We start from the raw sequence: 16,060 nt of genomic DNA, 5'->3' as shown, positions 1-16,060 counted from the left end.
GGAAATACCTCGGGGGTTTGGGGGCAGAGCCCCCAACAAACCAAGCCTGTGCGCCGCAGGCGCGCCTTGGGATCAGACGCCCAGCCGGTCGCGCAGCGCGTACCAGGTCATCGCCAGCGCCAGCAGCGGTGAGCGCATCGCCGGGCCGCCGGGGAAGGGGCGAGTCGGGATCCGTGCCATGGTGTCGAATCCCTCGGCGTCGCCCTGGATCGCGCGGGCCATCAGCTGGCCGGCATGGGTGGCGGTGCCGACGCCGTGGCCGGAATAGCCGGAGGCCGACAGCACGGTCTTGCCGGCCCGCGCCAGGTAAGGCAGGCGGCGCATCGTGATCGCCAGGGTGCCGCCCCAGGTATAGTCGAACGGAATGTCGGCGAGATGCGGGAAGATCTCGGCCATCGGTTTGCGCACGGTACGGTCGATGTCGGGGAAGCGGTAGCCATAGCTTTCGCCGCCGCCGAACAGCAGCCGCTGGTCGGGCGTCAGGCGGAAGTAGTTGACCACGAACTTGGTGTCGGCCACCGCCACGTCGCGGGTCAGGACCTTGGCCGCCTCGGTCCCCAGGGGCGGCGTGGCGGCGATGAAATTGTTAATCGGCATAACCCGCGCCGCGACCTTGCGGTTCAACCCGCCGAGATAGCCGTTGGCGGCCAGGATCACATGAGTCGCACGCAGCTTGCCTGCCTCGGTCCAAACCTCGTTCGGTGCGCCCTCTCTGATCTGGTGGACGTGGCTGCGCTCGTAAACCCGGGCACCGGCAGCTTCGGCGGCGCGGGCAAGGCCAAGCGCGAAATTGAGCGGATGCAGGTGGCCGGCCCCCATGTCGAGCGTGCCGCCGACATATTTCGGCGACGGGCAGAGCGCCTGCATCGCCGTGGCGTCGAGTGTCTCGATCTCGTTATAGCCATAATGCAGCGCGAGATGATCGGCGTAGGCATGTTCATGTGTCACCTCGCGGTCGCTGAAACAGGCATGCGCCACCCCGGGCTTGAGGTCACAGTCGATGGTGTGGCGGGCGACCAGGGCCTTGACGAGATCTTTCGCGTCTTCCGCCAGTCGCCAGAGGCGGCGGGCGTCGTCCATGCCCATCAGCCGTTCGATTTCGGTCTGCTCCAGCCGCTGACCCGAGCCGAGCTGACCGCCGTTGCGGCCCGAGGCGCCGAAACCGACCCGGTGGGCGTCGAGCAGCGCCACGTCGAAGCCGGCTTCGGCCAGATGCAGCGCCGCCGACAGCCCGGTAAAGCCCCCACCGATGATCGCGACATCGGCCCGCTGTTCGCCTTTGAGCATCGGCCGGTGTGGGGCCTCGTGCGCCGTGGCGGCATACCAGCTGGGCGGGAGCGCCCCGCGTTTGTCGTTGGAAAACAGCAGGTTCATACGTTCAGCAGCAGGTGCTCTCGTTCCCAGGGGCTGATCACCTGCAGGAACTCCTCGTATTCGGTGCGCTTGACGATGGAATAGACCCGGGCGAAATCCGGACCCAGCACCTCGTGCATCTTCGTCGCCTCGTCGAACAGGTCGAGCGCCGCGCCCATCTCGCGCGGCACGTCCTCTTCGCCCTCGTAGGCGTCGCCTTTCCACTGCTTGTCCGGGCGTTGCTCGCCGGTCATCCCGAGGTAGCCGCAGGCCAGCGATGCGGCGATGCCGAGATATGGATTGCAGTCCATGCCCGCCAGCCGGTTCTCGACACGGCGGCTTTCGGGGCCGGAGATCGGTATCCGGATGCCGGTGGTGCGGTTGTCGCGGCCCCATTCGAGGTTGATCGGCGCGGCGTGCTCGCGCACGTAACGGCGGTAGGAGTTCACGTAGGGCGCCAGCATCGCAATGACCGAGGGCAGGTGGTTTTGCAGCCCGCCGATGAAGTGGAAGAAGGCATCGGTCTCGCCACCCTGGGGACCGGAAAAGATGTTCTTGCCGGTCTCGAGGTCGATCACCGAATGGTGGATATGCATGGCCGAGCCGGGCTCGTCGGCGATCGGTTTGGCCATGAAGGTAGCGTAGCAATTATGGCGCATCGCCGCTTCACGGATAAGGCGCTTGAAATAGAACACCTCGTCGGCAAGCCGCACCGGATCACCGTGTCGCAGGTTGATCTCAAGCTGGCCGGCGCCGCCTTCCTGGGTGATTCCGTCGATCTCGAAGCCCTGGGCCTCGGCGAAGTCGTAGATGTCGTCGATCACCGGGCCGAACTCGTCGACCGCGGTCATCGAATAAGCCTGGCGGGCGGCGGCGGGACGGCCTGAGCGGCCCATCATCGGCTCGATCGCCTTGGCCGGGTCGAGGTTACGGGCCACGAGGTAGAACTCCATCTCGGGCGCCACCACCGGCTCCCAGCCCTGCTGGCGGTAGAGGTCGACCACCCGCTTCAGAACGTTGCGCGGCGCATAGGAAATCGGCCGGTTCTTGCGGTCATAGGCGTCGTGGATCACCTGCAACGTCCAGTCGCCGGTCCAGGGCGCGGCGGTCGCCGTTTCCATGTCCGGTTTCAGGATCATGTCGCGTTCGATGAAGCCTTCCTCGCCGGCGGCTTCGCCCCAGTCGCCGGTGATGGTCTGGAAAAAGATCGAGTCCGGCAGGTGGAAATAGCTTTGCCGGGCAAATTTCGATGCCGGTACCGCCTTGCCACGGGCGATTCCGGGCAGGTCGGCGATGATACATTCCACCTCGTCGAGCCGGCGACCTTCGAGATAGGCCTGTGCCGGCTGGGGCAGGGTGGTGAGCCAGCTGTCTTTTTCGGTGCTCATGCTGTGGGGGCTTTCGCTTTGAGAAATGCGGCCATCCGGTCGGCGAAGGCCGCGGCGTCGCCGCCGTCGTCCAGTCGGGCCTTGGCGGCGTCGAGCAAATCGTCCGGCACCACGCCGCGGCCGCGCTGGTCAATCAGGCCGGCAAGGAAGGCGGCGTTGAATTCGGGGTGCGGCTGGATGGTCAGGATGTTGTCTCCGATCAGCAGTGCCGCATTGACGCAGAAACGGTTCGACCCGATCACCTGTGCCCCGGGCGGCAGCGCGGTGACCTGATCCTGGTGCCAGGCGTTGAGTTTCAATGTCTGGCCGTCGATGTCGTAGTTCTGCGGGCCCACGGCCCAGCCGCCCTGGAACTTCTCGACCTTGCCACCGAGTGCCTGGGCGATGATCTGGTGCCCGAAGCAGACCCCGATCAGCGGCCGCTCCGAAGCAGCGATCTGGCGGATCAGTTCTTCCAGCGGCGGGATCCAGGGGTGATCCTCATAGGCGCCATGACGCGAGCCGGTAATCAACCAGCCGTCGCAGCTTTCGGCGCTTTCGGGAAACATCCCGTCGACCACCGCGAAGGTCTCGAAATCGAAGCCGTGGCCATCGAGCAGCCGAGCGAACATCGCGGCATAATCTCCGGAACTGCTCAGGAGCGACTCGGGCGCGTGGCCGGTGAGCAGGATGCCGATCTTCATGGGATACCTGTTTGGGTGACGTCTGATTTGATCAAATTCAGCATGGGTCAAAGGCGCGATGGCGTCAAGGCAGGCCGCCGACTGTTCCGGCGTTTCAGACCGCTTCGAGATAGGTCATCCACTGCTCTTCGGGCACGATGTCGGCCATGCGCCGCATTTCCTGACGTTTGGTATGACACAGGTTGCGGATCAACTCCGGCGGGAGGCAACGTGCGATGAAGGGATCGGTCTCGAAGGTGGCGATGGCGCTGGCCCAGTCGGGGGCAAGCTGCGGCAGGTCGAGGTCATAGGCGTTGCCGGAGATTGGGGCGGGTGGCTCGGCGCTGTCCTCGATACCGGCCAGCGCCGCGCTCAGGATCACCGCAAGCGCGAGATAGGGGTTGATATCGCCGCCCGAAACCCGGTGTTCGATCCGCCGGGCCTGAGGAGCACCGGCCGGGACGCGCACGGCGGCGGTACGGTTGTCATAGGCCCAGCAAATGCCGGTCGGGGCGTGCGCCCCCGGCACCAGCCGTTCGTAAGAATTGGCGTGCGGCGCGAAAATGAGGGTCGACCCATGAGCGGCGTGCAGGCAGCCGGCAACCGCGTGGCGCAACAGCGCAGACCCGGCTTCGCTGCCGTCGTTGAAGATGTTGTTGCCGGTCTCGTCCAGCACCGAGAAATGCACGTGGCAGCCGTTACCGGCATCCGCGCCATAGGGTTTCGCCATGAAGGTCGCAGCCATGCCATGGCGCCGTGCCAGACCCTTGACCAGTGTCTTGAAAAGCCAGGCGTTATCGGCTGCGATCATCGCCTCGTCGTGCTGGATGTCGATTTCGTACTGGCCCAGCCCGGCCTCGGAAATGGTGCTCTGGGCGGGGATGGCCATGATCGCGCAGGCCTCGTAGAGCGCGGTGAAGAAATCGTCGAACGCATCGAGCTGGCGGAGCGACAGGATCGCGTGGCTTTGCAGCGGCCGGTTCGACAACGGGTTGCGCGGCGGCATCAGCACGGCGCCGGCGTCATCGACCAGATAGAACTCCATCTCGGTCGCCGCCTGGACTGTCCAGCCGCGCGCGGCATAGCGGGCAAGAACCTGCGCCAGCGCATGCCGCGGATCGCCGGCAAACGGCGTGCCATCGTCATGATGCATCCACATCGGCACCAGCGCCGAAGGGTTCTCCAGCCACGGCATCGGCACCGCGCCGCGCTCGGTCGGCAGCAGCATGCCGTCGGCGTCGCCGGTCTCGAACACCAGCGGGCTGTCCTCGATATCGGCGCCCCAGATATCGACATTGAGCACCGAATAGGGCATCCGCACGCTGCCTTGTTCGAGCTTGTCCGCCGCTTGCGCCGGCAGCCGCTTGCCGCGCATCTGGCCGTTGAGATCGGCCGCCACGGCGCGGAAGGTTTGCAGATGGGACAGGTCCATGAGGGGCTCGTTTTGATAATTTGATCAAAATATCCCGGCCCGTGACGGAAATGTCCAGTCCCAATCCGCGCAACCGCCACGGTATGGGCCGCAGGCCTCAGCGGGTGAGCGTCAGTGCCCCGTCGGTGATCTCAATCCTGGAATAACGCTGCAGATAGCTCATGCCCAGAAGCGAGCCGTCCATCGCACCTTCGTTGACGTAAGCGCGGATACCAATGTCGCGGATCGGTCCGACGGCAAAGCTGTCGAGTCGCACCGGCGCGGTGCGCACCTCGCCATTGGCGGTGAAGGCGCGGCCGACATAGGCGAGGTTGTTGGTGTCGATCCCGGCGGACTGCGCGTCCGAGAGGCTCAGCACGATCTCGCTGGCACCGGTATCGACGGTGAAGCGCACCGGTGCGCCGTTGACTTCTGCCGTAAGGTAATAATGTCCGTCCGGCGCGCGCGGCAACTCGATCCGGCCTTCGTTGGCGAAAACCGCCTGCTTTGGCGCGATCGCGCCCATGATGTCGTCCTTGAGCGCCACCACCGCCAGCGCGCCGGCAAAGATCAGCCCCCAGGCCAGGGCCTGTTGGGTGAGCTTGCCGAACGAGGCGCGGTTCTGGGTAATGAACCAGAACACCACCGCCGACAGCAGCAGCGCGAGATAGACGAGACTGGCAGGATCGTTGGTCATGGGATGGGATATAGGGTGCTCAGGCGCCGCCCGCAAACCCGAAGGTCTTGAGGCCGTCGAGGATGAACTGCACCGACAGCGCGGCGAGCAGCATGCCCAAGAGCCGGGTGGCGATGTTGATGCCGGTCTTGCCCAGCGCGCGCTCGAGAAGACCAGAGGCGAGGAAGAAGGCGAACACCACCAGCAGGACGGCCACCGTGACGCCGATCACCGCCACCACGCCCAGCGCCTCGCGCTGCTGACCGGCCAGCAGGATGACCGTGGCGATGGCGCCGGGCCCGGCGATCAGCGGCAGGGCCAGCGGAAAGACCGAGGGATCGGGCAATTCGTCGCCGCTGCCCCCGGCCTGATCCTCGCGCCGCTGGCTGCGGCGTTCGAACAGCATGTCGAGCGCGGTCAGGAACAGAAGCGCCCCGCCGGCGACGCGGAAAGCGGGCATCGAAATGCCGACGAAACCCAGCACCGCCTCGCCGAACAGCGTGAAAGCGGCGAGGATGAAGAAAGCCACGATGCAGGCGCGGATGGCGATGCCGCGGCGATGGCGTGCGTCGGCGCCTTGGGTGAGCGTGACGAACAGCGGCGTCAGGCCGACCGGGTCGATCACCACGAACAGCGCGGTGAAGGCGGTGATGAGAAAGGCGGGGTCCATGGACCTGTGCTAGGGCGGAATGGCCCGACTAGCAAGCCGCTCGCCGGTCGTTGCGTGCCGTCTTTCTGGCGGCGCGGCAAGGAATTGCACCGGGAATGTCATGTTTTGGCCGGGATGCGCGGCCAGGTTGCATCCGGGCTTGGTAGGTATTGTCTTGGGTATGCTATGTGGTTTCTTGGGGTTTCAACAGGCATTGCCTTGTCGGTTTTTATGCTTCTGCAGGTCGGGCTGATGCGCTCGAACCGCCTGTTGCAGAACCCGAGCCCGAATTATGGCCTTCCGGGACGTATCTATCAGGCGCGGTTGGAGCGGTTCGACGAGGTGCTGGAGGCAGTTTTTCCCGAGGCTCCGGCGCGGTCCTATATCCTGATTGAACGGCCTCAGACTGCAACGACCATCATGAGACCCGATGTCAGCGATGTCGGCTTCTACCTACGTAGCGTAGGCAAGAGGGCCGGGCATCACCGCTTTCGGGTTGAGATTCGGTTGGACGAGACCAGGCGTGAGGCAATTGCCCGGGCCGCGGCGATTGCCGCGCGGTTCGGCGAGGTCGAGGTCATCGAAAAATCTTATGGCGGGGTCTGGTTCCATAACGCTCCGTTCGGGTCCCTGGACGGAGTCCGTGCCGCTGCGCAGGATTTTTGCCGCGATATCATGGCTGTAGGAGAGAGCGACCCGATCACGATTGGCTGGCACATTGCTGGGCGGGCGGCGCAGGCTTGGGGCTGATCGTCAGCTTTCGGCGGTTTCAAGTTTCTCGAGCGCGCCCATCCACAGCCCTTCGGCGCGGTCGAGCCCGTCCATCACCTCGGCGTATTTCTTTTGCCAGACGGCGGCCTCAGCGGGATTATCGTAAAGCTCGGGTGCGGCCAGTTTTGTGGCGAGCTTATCACGCATTTCATTCAGCTTATCAACGCGTTCTTCGCACTTCCTCACCTCTGCGCGCAGGGCGAGGATGGCGTCGCGCGACGGGCGCTTGGGCTTGGCTTTCGGCTTTTCTGTCTTCGCCGGCCTCTCGGGGGCGAGCAGCATCTCACGATACGACTCGAGATCGCCGTCGTAGCGGGTGACGCGCCCGTCCGAGACCAGCCACAGCCGGTCGGCGACAAGTGACAGCAGGTGCATGTCGTGGCTAACCAGCACGACCGCCCCGGTATAAGCGGTGAGCGCCTCGACCAGTGCCTCGCGGGACTCGATATCGAGGTGGTTGGTGGGCTCGTCGAGAATGAGCAGGTGCGGCGCATCGAGCGTGGCCAGCATCAGTGACAGCCGCGCCTTCTGCCCGCCCGAAAGCTGACCCACCAGCGTTTCGGCCTGTTCCGCCCCGATGCCGAAGCCGCCCAGACGGGCGCGGAGCTTCGCCGGCGGCTCGTCGGGGCGCAGGCGGCGGATATGATCGAGCGGGGTCTCATCGACGTGCAGCTCGTCCACCTGGTGCTGGGCGAAATAGCCGACGCGCAGTTTCGCCGCCCGCGTCACGCGCCCCTGCATCAGACCAAGCCGGCCGGACAACAGCTTGGAAAGGGTGGATTTTCCCTCGCCGTTGCGGCCCAGCAGCGCGATCCGGTCGTCTTGGTCGATTCTCAGGTCGAGATGGCTCAGAACCGGTTTGTCATCATAGCCCACCACCCCGTTCTCGACCCGCAGGATCGGTGGCGACAGCTCTTCCGGCGTGGGGAAGCTGAACGCGCGCAGTGCAGCTTCCTGCGGTGGGGTGATCGGTGTCATTTTCGCCAGCGCTTTCAGCCGCGACTGCGCCTGTTTCGCCTTGTCCGCCTTGTAGCGGAACCGGTCGACATAGCTCTGCAGATGCGCCCGGCGGGCGTCCTGTTTCTTGGCCTCGGCCTCTTGCGCCAGAAGCCGCGCGGCGCGGGTTTCGGCAAAAGCGTCGTAGTTTCCCTGATAGAGAGTCAGCTTGCGGTCCTCGAGATGCAGGATCGCGCCCACCGCACGGTTGAGCAGTCCCCGGTCGTGGCTGACGATGATCACCGTGTGGGGGTAGCGCGCCAGATAGCTTTCCAGCCACAGCGCGCCCTCGAGGTCGAGATAGTTGGTCGGTTCGTCAAGCAGCAGCAGGTCGGGCGCGGCAAACAGCACCGCCGCCAGCGCCACCCGCATCCGCCAGCCGCCCGAGAAGGCCGCGCAGGGCATATGCATCTCGTCCGCAGTAAATCCCAGCCCGCGCAGAATCGCCGACGCCCGGGCCTCGGCGCCCCAGGCGTCGATATCGGCCAGCCGGGTCTGGATCTCGGCGATGCGGTGGGGATCGTCGCTATGCTCGGCCAGAAGCGCGGCGCGCTCGGTGTCGGCCGAGAGCACGGTGTCGAGCAGGCTGACCTCGTTGCCCGGCACCTCCTGCGCCACCCCTCCGATACGGGCGCGGGATGGCAGGGTGATTTCGCCGGTCTCCAGTGCCAGCTCGCCACGGATCAGACGGAACAGCGTGGTCTTGCCGGTGCCGTTGCGGCCCACAAGACCAACCTTGTGGCCGGTCGGGATGGTGGCCGAGGCGTGCTCGATCAGCGGCCGCCCGGCCACGGAATAGGAGATGTCGTCGAGCCTGAGCATTGGGGGGACGTGCCAGAGGGGGCGGGGGGTGTCAATCGGGGTGGTGGCGGAATTCGATACGAATTCCGGGCCGGAAAACGCGACGTTTTCCGGGCGTCCGTCTGCAATCGTCTTGCAGCCCTCCCGGCGCGGCGCTACCGCTGAGACATTCACATGTGAACGGATGCCTCATGGCCCCCGCAAAATCCCCGCCCCGTATGCTGACGCTGGTGCTTCTCACCTCGCTGAGCGTGCTGTCGCTGAACATGTTCCTGCCGTCGCTCAAGCAGATCGCGGCGGAGTATGACGCCGATTACGGCCTCGTTTCGCTGGCGCTGGGCGGGTACCTGGCTATGTCAGCGGTGTTGCAGATGATCCTTGGGCCGTTGAGCGACATGATCGGGCGGCGACCGGTGATGCTGGGAGGATTCGCGGTTTTCGTGGTGGCCTCGGTGGGGTGTGCGCTGGCGGAAAATGTCTGGGTTTTCCTAGGGTTTCGCATGATGCAATGCATGGTCGGCGTGGGCATGGTGCTGAGCCGGACGGTGGTACGCGACATTGCCCCCAAGGAAGAGGCAGCGCGGCTTTTGGGCATCATGGGCACGGCGATGGCGCTGGCGCCGCTGTTGGGGCCGGTCCTTGGCGGCTACCTCGATGAATGGTTCGGCTGGCGGTCGACCTTCTGGTTCTTTGCCATTGCAGGCGTGGCGCTGTTGCTGCTGATCTGGGCCGACATGGGCGAGACCAACCAGACGCCCTCGGTCAGTTTTTCAGTGCAGTTCCGCTCGTATCCGGAATTGTTCCGGGAGCGCCTGTTCTGGGCCTATTGCGCTCTTCTGGTGTTCTCGGTTGGGGGGTTCTACGTGTTTCTCGGCGGCGCGCCGCAGGTCGGTGAGGCGGCCTACGGGCTGACGCCGGCGCTGCTGGGGATCGGTATGGGCTCGATCTCGGGCGGGTTCATGCTCGGTAATATCGTCTCGACCCGGATGGCGCGGTCCTGGGGCATCGTGCGGCTGATGGTGCTGGGGCGCTGGTGCGCCACGCTGGGTCCGCTGGCGGCCATGCTGACGGTGCTGGCCGGGATCTCGCATCCGGCCGTGATGTTCGGCGGCGCAATCTTCGTTGGCTTCGGCAACGGGCTGACGCTGCCTGGCGCCAATGCCGGGGTGATGTCGGTGGCACCCAGGCTCGCCGGCTCCGCCTCGGGGCTCTCGGGGGCGCTGACGCTGGCTGGCGGTGCGGCGATTTCCACCTTGGTCGGTGCGCTGGTGACCAATGCCTTCGGTGTCTACGTGCTTCTGGGCGCGATGGTGGTTTCAAGCGGGGTCGGGTTGGCGGCAGCCTATGCCGTGGGCCGTCTCGAAAGCCAGCGCAGCGGGCTCTAATCTGCGGCTTTTCAAAGCCTCGCCCCCATGGTAGCAGGGCGCCCAAACGCTGACCAACACGCAACAGGAGCCCATGACCATGGCACTCGAACGCACCTTCTCGATCATCAAGCCCGACGCCACCAAGCGCAACCTGACCGGCAAGATCACCGCCATGCTGGAAGACGGCGGTCTGCGCGTTGTCGCCTCCAAGCGGATCCAGTTGACGCTGGCCCAGGCGCAGCAGTTCTACGGCGTGCACAAGGAGCGCCCGTTCTTCGACGAGCTGTGCGAATTCATGATTTCCGAACCAATCGTGGTGCAGGTGCTGGAAGGCGAAAACGCCATTGCCCGCAACCGCGAGGTGATGGGCGCCACCAACCCGGCCGAGGCGGCCGACGGCACCATCCGCAAGACCTTCGCGCTGTCGATCGGCGAGAACTCGGTGCACGGCTCGGACGGGCCCGACACCGCCAAGGAAGAGATCGCGTTCTTCTTCTCGGGGCTGGAACTGGTGGGCTAACGCCGCTTTTCGACCACCCCGATCGCGTCTAGGGCCGCTTCCAGATCGGAGCGGCCCTTGTCATGTTTGGCCGCCTTCAACGCGTCGAATTTCCGGCGCAAGGCGGCCTTTTCGGCGCCCTTGCAGTCGTTCCAGCGGCGGCCCTGAAGCCCCATCACCAGAACGTAGTAGCCGATGAAATGCGGCCTATGGCCGTTTTCGAGCAGGCGGGCATAGGCGGCGTCGGGCCCAAGCGCGCGCAACTCCTCGGCCGAGTGGATCCCCGACCGGGCAAAAGCCGCCTCCATCGCGGGGCCGAGATTGCGAATGGTCGAAACAGGCGTGCCCATGTCGACAGCCTAACCGTCTCGCCAGCTCAGAGCGAGGCGTAATCGGTGATGATCGGTTTCGGCCGGGTCTGGCTGGCCGGCTGCGCCGGTGTCTTGGGTCCGGGCTTCGGCGCGGGGGCGGCCGGTTTCGGCGGTTTGGCAGAGGCCATCGGTCTGCTCCTTTACTCGTCAAAGGCGCCAGCCGGCCACGCGCCGGTCGGCGCTTTCTGCGGTTCGTCCGGCAAGGATGGTTGTGGATTGCGGCGTGGGGCGGACGAAAATAGGGAGAATTCGGACAGACCCCGCGACGTGGCCGATCTGCCACGGGTTTTTCGGTTGAATTTTTCACGCCCCGTGCATTCCGGCGCTTGACGCCCCGCGTGGGCGGGCATAAACACGTCGCCACGCTTCGGCGGCAATGCCGGGGCGGGCAGTGAGCGGTTGTAGCTCAGTTGGTTAGAGTACCGGCCTGTCACGCCGGGGGTCGCGGGTTCGAGCCCCGTCAACCGCGCCACCGCTGCCCTTCGCAAAAAGCGCCCTTTCGGGGGCGCTTTTTTCGTTCGGGCTTGGCGGTTGCCAGACATTCATCGGATATGGCTGGTGTCGCGAGGGCGGCGGGAAATGGCCTTAAGCTTCATTCACCAACCAAGCCGGGCCAGCGGCGGAGCGTGGGCTGCCGCAACGACCGTTGCGTTGGGCAGTTGATGCCAGCCAAGCACTTCCTTCCCTCCAAGTCAGGCACTTCGCCTGCAAAGGCGGCAGACCGCCGGGACGGTCCGCCGCTGGCCCGGCGGCGCGGGGCGCCTTGAGTCCGGGCCGGGAACTCCCGACAGCGTGAACGACCGCTTCCGGCCAAGAGCGGCAATCGAGTCGCCGGCAATCGCCGGGTTCACGCGAAGATCGGAGCGGTCTCGAAATCAAGGGCATTGACGCCCACCAAGACAGGCACTATGTCCCCCGGACACAACGCGGTTGTAGCTCAGTTGGTTAGAGTACCGGCCTGTCACGCCGGGGGTCGCGGGTTCGAGCCCCGTCAACCGCGCCATTCTTTCCTCGCAAACGGCAAGAAGGCAGACGATGCGATTTCTCGACGGCATACCCTGGAGCATCCTGATCCTGGCCTCGCTCTTTCTCGGCCTCGCGCCGTTCACGCCCGAGCCGCATATCTGGGAAAAGCTCAAGATGCTGGCCGCCGGAGAGCTGTCGCGCGGGATCGACATCTTCGATCTCGTCATGCACGGTACGCCCTGGGTGCTGCTGCTGCTCAAGGGCGTGCGCGAGATCACCAGGTCTCAACCAAGCGAATAGTCGTATCCCAGCGCCGTCTCGATCTCGAGATCGAGCTGCTGCATCATGAAGGCGTGATCCTCGGGCGGTATCTTCGCCGGCGTTTCGACCTCGGCCGAGCGGTTGAAGCGATTGCCCAGCCGCTGTGCCACCGGCTTGATGCGCAACCCGCGTAGCGGCAGGCCGAATTCTTCGATCATCCAGGCGACGAAGCCGACCTGGTCGCGCTGCACTTTTTCGGCTTTGACCACCAGCACGTTGCAGTCGCGGTTGAGCATTCCCAGAAGCGCCGCCTGCTTGAGATTGCGCAGCTCGAACAGGTTGGCGAACCGTTTGCCGGTGATCGGGTGGCGGTCGTATTGCAGCTCGGCGCCTTCGACATGTGGTACCATCTCGGGGTGCAGTTCCTCGAAATCGCTGGCCCGGTCGACGATGCCGCGCCAGGGGGATCGGATGAAGGCGGAAAACTCCAGTGTCTGCAGGTCGGGATGCGAATGCCAGGGGCGTTTGTGCATGCTGAGCGCCCAACTGGCGGCGTTGCGGACGGCGCAGACGATCAGCATGTCGCGCGGGATCGCCACCATGTGCGGCACGGCATGCTTCCAGCCCAGGCCCTCGGTGCGGTAAAGCTCGACATTCTTGTCGATCGCCTTGCGTACCATGTTGGTGCCGCAGGCGCGTTCGCCCAGCACCTGGAACTGTGCCAGGGGCACGTCGTTGGCGCGCTTCAGATAAAGCCCGGTTTCCGCGAAACGGGCGGTGAAATCGTCCGGCAACATGGCTGCTCTTGCCTCTTTTCTGCTATTCTGCCCGGTTTTTTCCGCCCGAGAAAGCCGGATTTTCATTTCGCGCGCAGGCGTAAGCCCCTATTGTGACGGCAAAGCCCCGTCGAACAGGGGCGAGAGCGAAGTGGGCGAGCAGATGCAATCGAAAGTGGCCGCGGTAACGATGGTACGCGAAGACCTGTTCTTCCTGCGCGCCTGGCTGCACCACTATGGCGAGGTGCTGGGGCGCGAGAACTGCTACATCGTCAACCACGGCCGCGGCGCCGACGTGGCCGAGCTCGCCACCGGCTGCAACATCATCGGCATCCCCGGCGACGCCCACAAAAATTTCGACATGAAGCGCTGGCGGCTTCTCAACAACATCGTGATGGGGCTCAGATCCTACTACGACCACATCATCATCGGCGATGTTGATGAGCTGGTGGTGGTCGACCCCGAGCGCGGTCAAAACCTGCTGGAATATCTGTGGGACGCGCCCATTCGACGGGTGCTGACACCGCTCGGGCTGGAAGTGACCCACCGCATCGACCTCGAGCCCGAGGCCATCACTGACCGGATCCTGGGCCCGCGCCGCCATGTCCGGCTGGCACCGCACTATTCCAAGCCCTGCGTCGTGTCGGTCGGAACCAAGATTGCACGGGGCGGGCATTTTACCCAGTATGGCAAGCTGTTTGCGCCCGACGACCTCTACCTTTTCCACCTGAAATATTGCGATTTCCCGGAATATGTCAGCGCCATGAACCGCCGCAACGCGGTGACCGAGGAAATCGGGACGGGGGTCAAGGACACCGCCATCGGCCGCCACTGGTTCGCCGAGTCTCGCGGCGAGGATCGTGCCACCTTCGAGGCCTTCGCCGATCTCGAGAAAGTCGACGGTTTCGACATGTCCGGTTATCGCGAGACCATGCGCCGGACCTTCCGGCCGCGCGGCGACACCGGCTTCTACGAGTTTGACCGCCCGGATTACCAGTTGCAGTTCGAACTGCCCGAGCGATTTTTCGGCCTGTTCTGACGATGACTTCTGACGGCGCGCGGGGCGCGGTCGCATCCGCGCAGACTTCTGCCGCACCGGCGCGTCTCGCGGAAAAAGCGATTGCATGGCAGAGCGGCACCGCTTTACCGTGACCGCACCCACGCCTTTCATACGTAGCTGACGGAGGAAAAGACATGAAGACGACAGTGACGGCGCTCGCCATCGGAATCGCCGCATGGGCGGGCATGGCCGCCGCGGCGGACAAGGCGGCCCTGGTCGAGGAAGGCAAGGGCGTGATGATGCAGTTCGGCGGCGCCCTGAAGAAAGAGCTGGTGGCGGCCATTGAGGCCGGTGGACCGGTCAACGGCATCTCGGTCTGCAACACCAAGGCACCGGAAATCGCCGCCCAGGTCTCCGGGGCAACGGGCTGGCGCGTGGCGCGGTCGTCGCACAAGCTGCGCAACCCCGAAAACGCCGCCGATGCCTTCACCGCCGCGGCGATCGAGGAGTTCCTGGCCCGCGAAGCCAAGGGTGAAAAAGCCGAGGACATGGCCAAGGCCGCGATCGTCGAGGAGAACGGACGCCAGGTCTTCCGCCTGGTCAAGGCGATCCCGACCGCGGCGGTCTGCCTGAACTGCCATGGCGGCGACAAGGTGCAGCAGTCGGTGGTCGACAAGCTGGCCGAACTCTACCCCGAGGACACGGCCCGCGGTTTCGAGGAAGGCCAGATGCGCGGCGTCTTCACGCTGATGAAGGCGCTCGACTGACTTCGCGTTCTCAGTTCTGAAAGACCCGGCCGGCGCCCAGCCGGTCGCGCCCCTTGTCGTCAAGCGGCGTGACGGTGATCTTAGGCGCCGGTCCCAACCCGGCGACGGCGCTTTTATCACCTTCCGGAAAATGGATCACGGCGAGGCCGGCGGCGGCAAAAGCAAAGAGCATGGCCGAGGTCTGCAAGGCTTTGGTCATCGGCGTCGGCTCCTTTCGCCTGCCTGTTGCGGGTCCGCGTCGGGCGGTGTGACAACAGGAAACAGCCGAGGCCGGATGCAAAGCAATAACAGCCCGCGCGAAGCGGGCCGTTATCCGATAACAGGTATCTAATACCCTGAAATCGCGTGTTTCTCTTAGGCGAGCATCGACAGCGGGTTTTCGATCTGATCGACGATCACCTGCAGCAGTTGCGCCCCGAGCGCGCCGTCGATCACCCGGTGATCGACGCTGAGCGTCACAGACATCACCGTCGCCACCGCCACCGCGCCATCGGCGTTGACCACCGGTTTTTTCACGCCCGCGCCGACGGCCAGGATCGCACCATGCGGCGGGTTGATCACGGCGTCGAAATTGTCGATGCCGAACATGCCCAGGTTGGAAATCGCGAAGCTGCCGCCCTGGTATTCGTGCGGCGCCAGCTTGCGGTCGCGGGCGCGGGCGGCGAGGTCTTTCATCTCGGTGCTCAGCGCCGAAAGGGACTTCTTGTCGGCATCCTGAATCACCGGGGTGAAGAGGCCGCCGTCGATCGCCACGGCGACCGCCACGTCTGACGGTTTGAGCTTGATGATCCTGTCGCCGGCCCAGACGGCGTTGGCCTCGGGCGCCGCCTGCAGCGCGTTGGCGCAGGCCTTGATGATGAAGTCGTTGACGGAAAGCTTGACGCCGCGCGCTTCCAGCCCGGCATTCATCTCGGCGCGCAGTTTCAGCAGCGCGTCGAGCTTGATGTCCCGGCGCAGATAGAAATGCGGAATGGTCTGCTTGGCCTCGGTCAGCCGTGCCGCGATGGTCTTGCGCATGCCGTCGAGCTTGACCTCCTCGGTCTCGCGGCCCTCATACATCCGCGCCACCATCTCCGAGCTGGCCGATTGCGGCATGGGGGCCGGAGCGGCGGCCGGAGCGGCTGCGGCGGCGGGCGCCGCCGCGGGAGCGGTGACGACATCGCCGATTACGTCGGCCTTGACGATCCGGCCCTTCGGCCCCGACCCCTTGATCCGGGCCAGGTCCAGCCCCTTGTCGGCGGCGATCCGGCGCGCCAGCGGGCTGGCAAAGATCCGGCCGCCATCGGCGGAGGCCGGGGCCGCGGGGGCGGGGGATGCGGCCGGGGCGGCGGGCGCGGCAGCAGGTG

General features: G+C 65.1%; 18 protein-coding genes and 2 tRNA genes. 8 read left to right on the top strand and 12 right to left on the bottom strand.

Annotated features, from left to right (window positions below; translation table 11 throughout):
* Window positions 1–72: 72 nt before the first annotated feature.
* The 6 genes from NO357_RS15200 to NO357_RS15175 all read right to left on the bottom strand — a co-directional run bounded on the left by NO357_RS15200 (window position 73) and on the right by NO357_RS15175 (window position 6,160).
* A complete protein-coding gene (locus NO357_RS15200) occupies window positions 73–1,374 on the bottom strand; it encodes an NAD(P)/FAD-dependent oxidoreductase (RefSeq protein WP_306736557.1) in 1,302 nt (433 codons plus the stop codon).
* Window positions 1,371–2,741: a glutamine synthetase family protein gene (locus NO357_RS15195; protein ID WP_306736556.1), complete on the bottom strand. Its 1,371-nt coding sequence runs from the start codon at window positions 2,739–2,741 to the stop codon at window positions 1,371–1,373. The genes NO357_RS15200 and NO357_RS15195 overlap by 4 nt, the downstream gene beginning before the upstream one ends.
* Entirely contained in the window at window positions 2,738–3,424 is a 687-nt protein-coding gene (locus tag NO357_RS15190) for a type 1 glutamine amidotransferase (protein WP_306736555.1), read from the bottom strand. The genes NO357_RS15195 and NO357_RS15190 overlap by 4 nt, the downstream gene beginning before the upstream one ends.
* 94 nt (window positions 3,425–3,518) lie before the next feature.
* On the bottom strand, window positions 3,519–4,835 hold the full coding sequence (locus NO357_RS15185; RefSeq protein WP_306736554.1) for a glutamine synthetase family protein: 1,317 nt from the start codon (window positions 4,833–4,835) through the stop codon (window positions 3,519–3,521).
* A 97-nt stretch (window positions 4,836–4,932) separates the two neighbouring features.
* Entirely contained in the window at window positions 4,933–5,511 is a 579-nt protein-coding gene (locus NO357_RS15180) for a retropepsin-like aspartic protease family protein (RefSeq protein WP_306736553.1), read from the bottom strand.
* Window positions 5,512–5,530: 19 nt separating this feature from the next.
* Complete coding sequence (locus tag NO357_RS15175; protein ID WP_306736552.1) at window positions 5,531–6,160, bottom strand: MarC family protein; 630 nt, start codon at window positions 6,158–6,160, stop codon at window positions 5,531–5,533.
* Window positions 6,161–6,358: 198 nt separating this feature from the next.
* Here NO357_RS15175 and NO357_RS15170 point away from each other — a divergent pair, with 198 nt between their 5' ends.
* A complete protein-coding gene (locus tag NO357_RS15170) occupies window positions 6,359–6,889 on the top strand; it encodes a hypothetical protein (RefSeq protein ID WP_306736551.1) in 531 nt (176 codons plus the stop codon).
* Between the two features lie 3 nt (window positions 6,890–6,892).
* On the opposite strand, the gene NO357_RS15165 is transcribed toward NO357_RS15170, so the two are convergent.
* Window positions 6,893–8,728 carry an ABC-F family ATP-binding cassette domain-containing protein gene (locus tag NO357_RS15165; RefSeq protein ID WP_306736550.1) on the bottom strand — a complete coding sequence of 612 codons (1,836 nt, stop codon included), beginning with the start codon at window positions 8,726–8,728 and terminating at the stop codon, window positions 6,893–6,895.
* 170 nt (window positions 8,729–8,898) lie between these two features.
* Between NO357_RS15165 and NO357_RS15160 the strand changes: the two genes are divergently transcribed.
* Entirely contained in the window at window positions 8,899–10,092 is a 1,194-nt protein-coding gene (locus NO357_RS15160) for a multidrug effflux MFS transporter (RefSeq protein ID WP_306736549.1), read from the top strand.
* 79 nt (window positions 10,093–10,171) lie between these two features.
* Window positions 10,172–10,594: a nucleoside-diphosphate kinase gene (gene ndk / locus NO357_RS15155; RefSeq protein ID WP_306736548.1), complete on the top strand. Its 423-nt coding sequence runs from the start codon at window positions 10,172–10,174 to the stop codon at window positions 10,592–10,594.
* Here the strand turns inward: ndk and NO357_RS15150 are convergent.
* Window positions 10,591–10,923, bottom strand: a complete 333-nt coding sequence (locus NO357_RS15150; RefSeq protein ID WP_306736547.1) for a TfoX/Sxy family DNA transformation protein — start codon at window positions 10,921–10,923, stop codon at window positions 10,591–10,593. The genes ndk and NO357_RS15150 overlap by 4 nt on opposite strands.
* Window positions 10,924–10,949: 26 nt before the next feature.
* Window positions 10,950–11,072, bottom strand: a complete 123-nt coding sequence (locus tag NO357_RS15145) for a hypothetical protein (protein WP_306736546.1) — start codon at window positions 11,070–11,072, stop codon at window positions 10,950–10,952.
* A 267-nt stretch (window positions 11,073–11,339) separates the two neighbouring features.
* Between NO357_RS15145 and NO357_RS15140 the strand changes: the two genes are divergently transcribed.
* The 3 genes from NO357_RS15140 (at window position 11,340) to NO357_RS15130 (ending at window position 12,210) form a co-directional block, all read left to right on the top strand.
* Window positions 11,340–11,416 (top strand) — tRNA-Asp (locus tag NO357_RS15140).
* Window positions 11,417–11,870: 454 nt separating this feature from the next.
* Window positions 11,871–11,947, top strand: a tRNA-Asp gene (locus NO357_RS15135).
* A gap of 32 nt (window positions 11,948–11,979) precedes the next feature.
* Window positions 11,980–12,210 carry an RND transporter gene (locus NO357_RS15130; protein WP_306736544.1) on the top strand — a complete coding sequence of 77 codons (231 nt, stop codon included), beginning with the start codon at window positions 11,980–11,982 and terminating at the stop codon, window positions 12,208–12,210.
* On the opposite strand, the gene NO357_RS15125 is transcribed toward NO357_RS15130, so the two are convergent.
* A complete protein-coding gene (locus NO357_RS15125) occupies window positions 12,195–12,968 on the bottom strand; it encodes a hypothetical protein (RefSeq protein ID WP_306736543.1) in 774 nt (257 codons plus the stop codon). The two genes, NO357_RS15130 and NO357_RS15125, sit on opposite strands and share 16 nt — an antisense overlap.
* Before the next feature lie 142 nt (window positions 12,969–13,110).
* Between NO357_RS15125 and NO357_RS15120 the strand changes: the two genes are divergently transcribed.
* Both NO357_RS15120 and NO357_RS15115 read left to right on the top strand, forming a co-directional pair.
* On the top strand, window positions 13,111–13,986 hold the full coding sequence (locus NO357_RS15120) for a glycosyltransferase family 2 protein (protein WP_306736542.1): 876 nt from the start codon (window positions 13,111–13,113) through the stop codon (window positions 13,984–13,986).
* A 155-nt stretch (window positions 13,987–14,141) separates the two neighbouring features.
* Window positions 14,142–14,714: a c-type heme family protein gene (locus tag NO357_RS15115; protein ID WP_306736541.1), complete on the top strand. Its 573-nt coding sequence runs from the start codon at window positions 14,142–14,144 to the stop codon at window positions 14,712–14,714.
* Window positions 14,715–14,724: 10 nt separating this feature from the next.
* On the opposite strand, the gene NO357_RS15110 is transcribed toward NO357_RS15115, so the two are convergent.
* Window positions 14,725–14,913 (bottom strand): hypothetical protein, encoded by a 189-nt coding sequence (locus NO357_RS15110; protein WP_306736540.1) that lies wholly within the window; start codon window positions 14,911–14,913, stop codon window positions 14,725–14,727.
* 155 nt (window positions 14,914–15,068) lie between these two features.
* A partial coding sequence (locus NO357_RS15105; RefSeq protein WP_306736539.1) for a 2-oxo acid dehydrogenase subunit E2 occupies window positions 15,069–16,060 on the bottom strand: 992 nt, incomplete at its 5' end.

Source organism: Marimonas arenosa (assembly GCF_030848945.1).
GTDB lineage: Bacteria > Pseudomonadota > Alphaproteobacteria > Rhodobacterales > Rhodobacteraceae > Marimonas > Marimonas arenosa.
The sequence above is the reverse complement of the archived record's forward strand: the minus strand, read 5'-3'. Positions and strand labels throughout refer to the sequence as shown.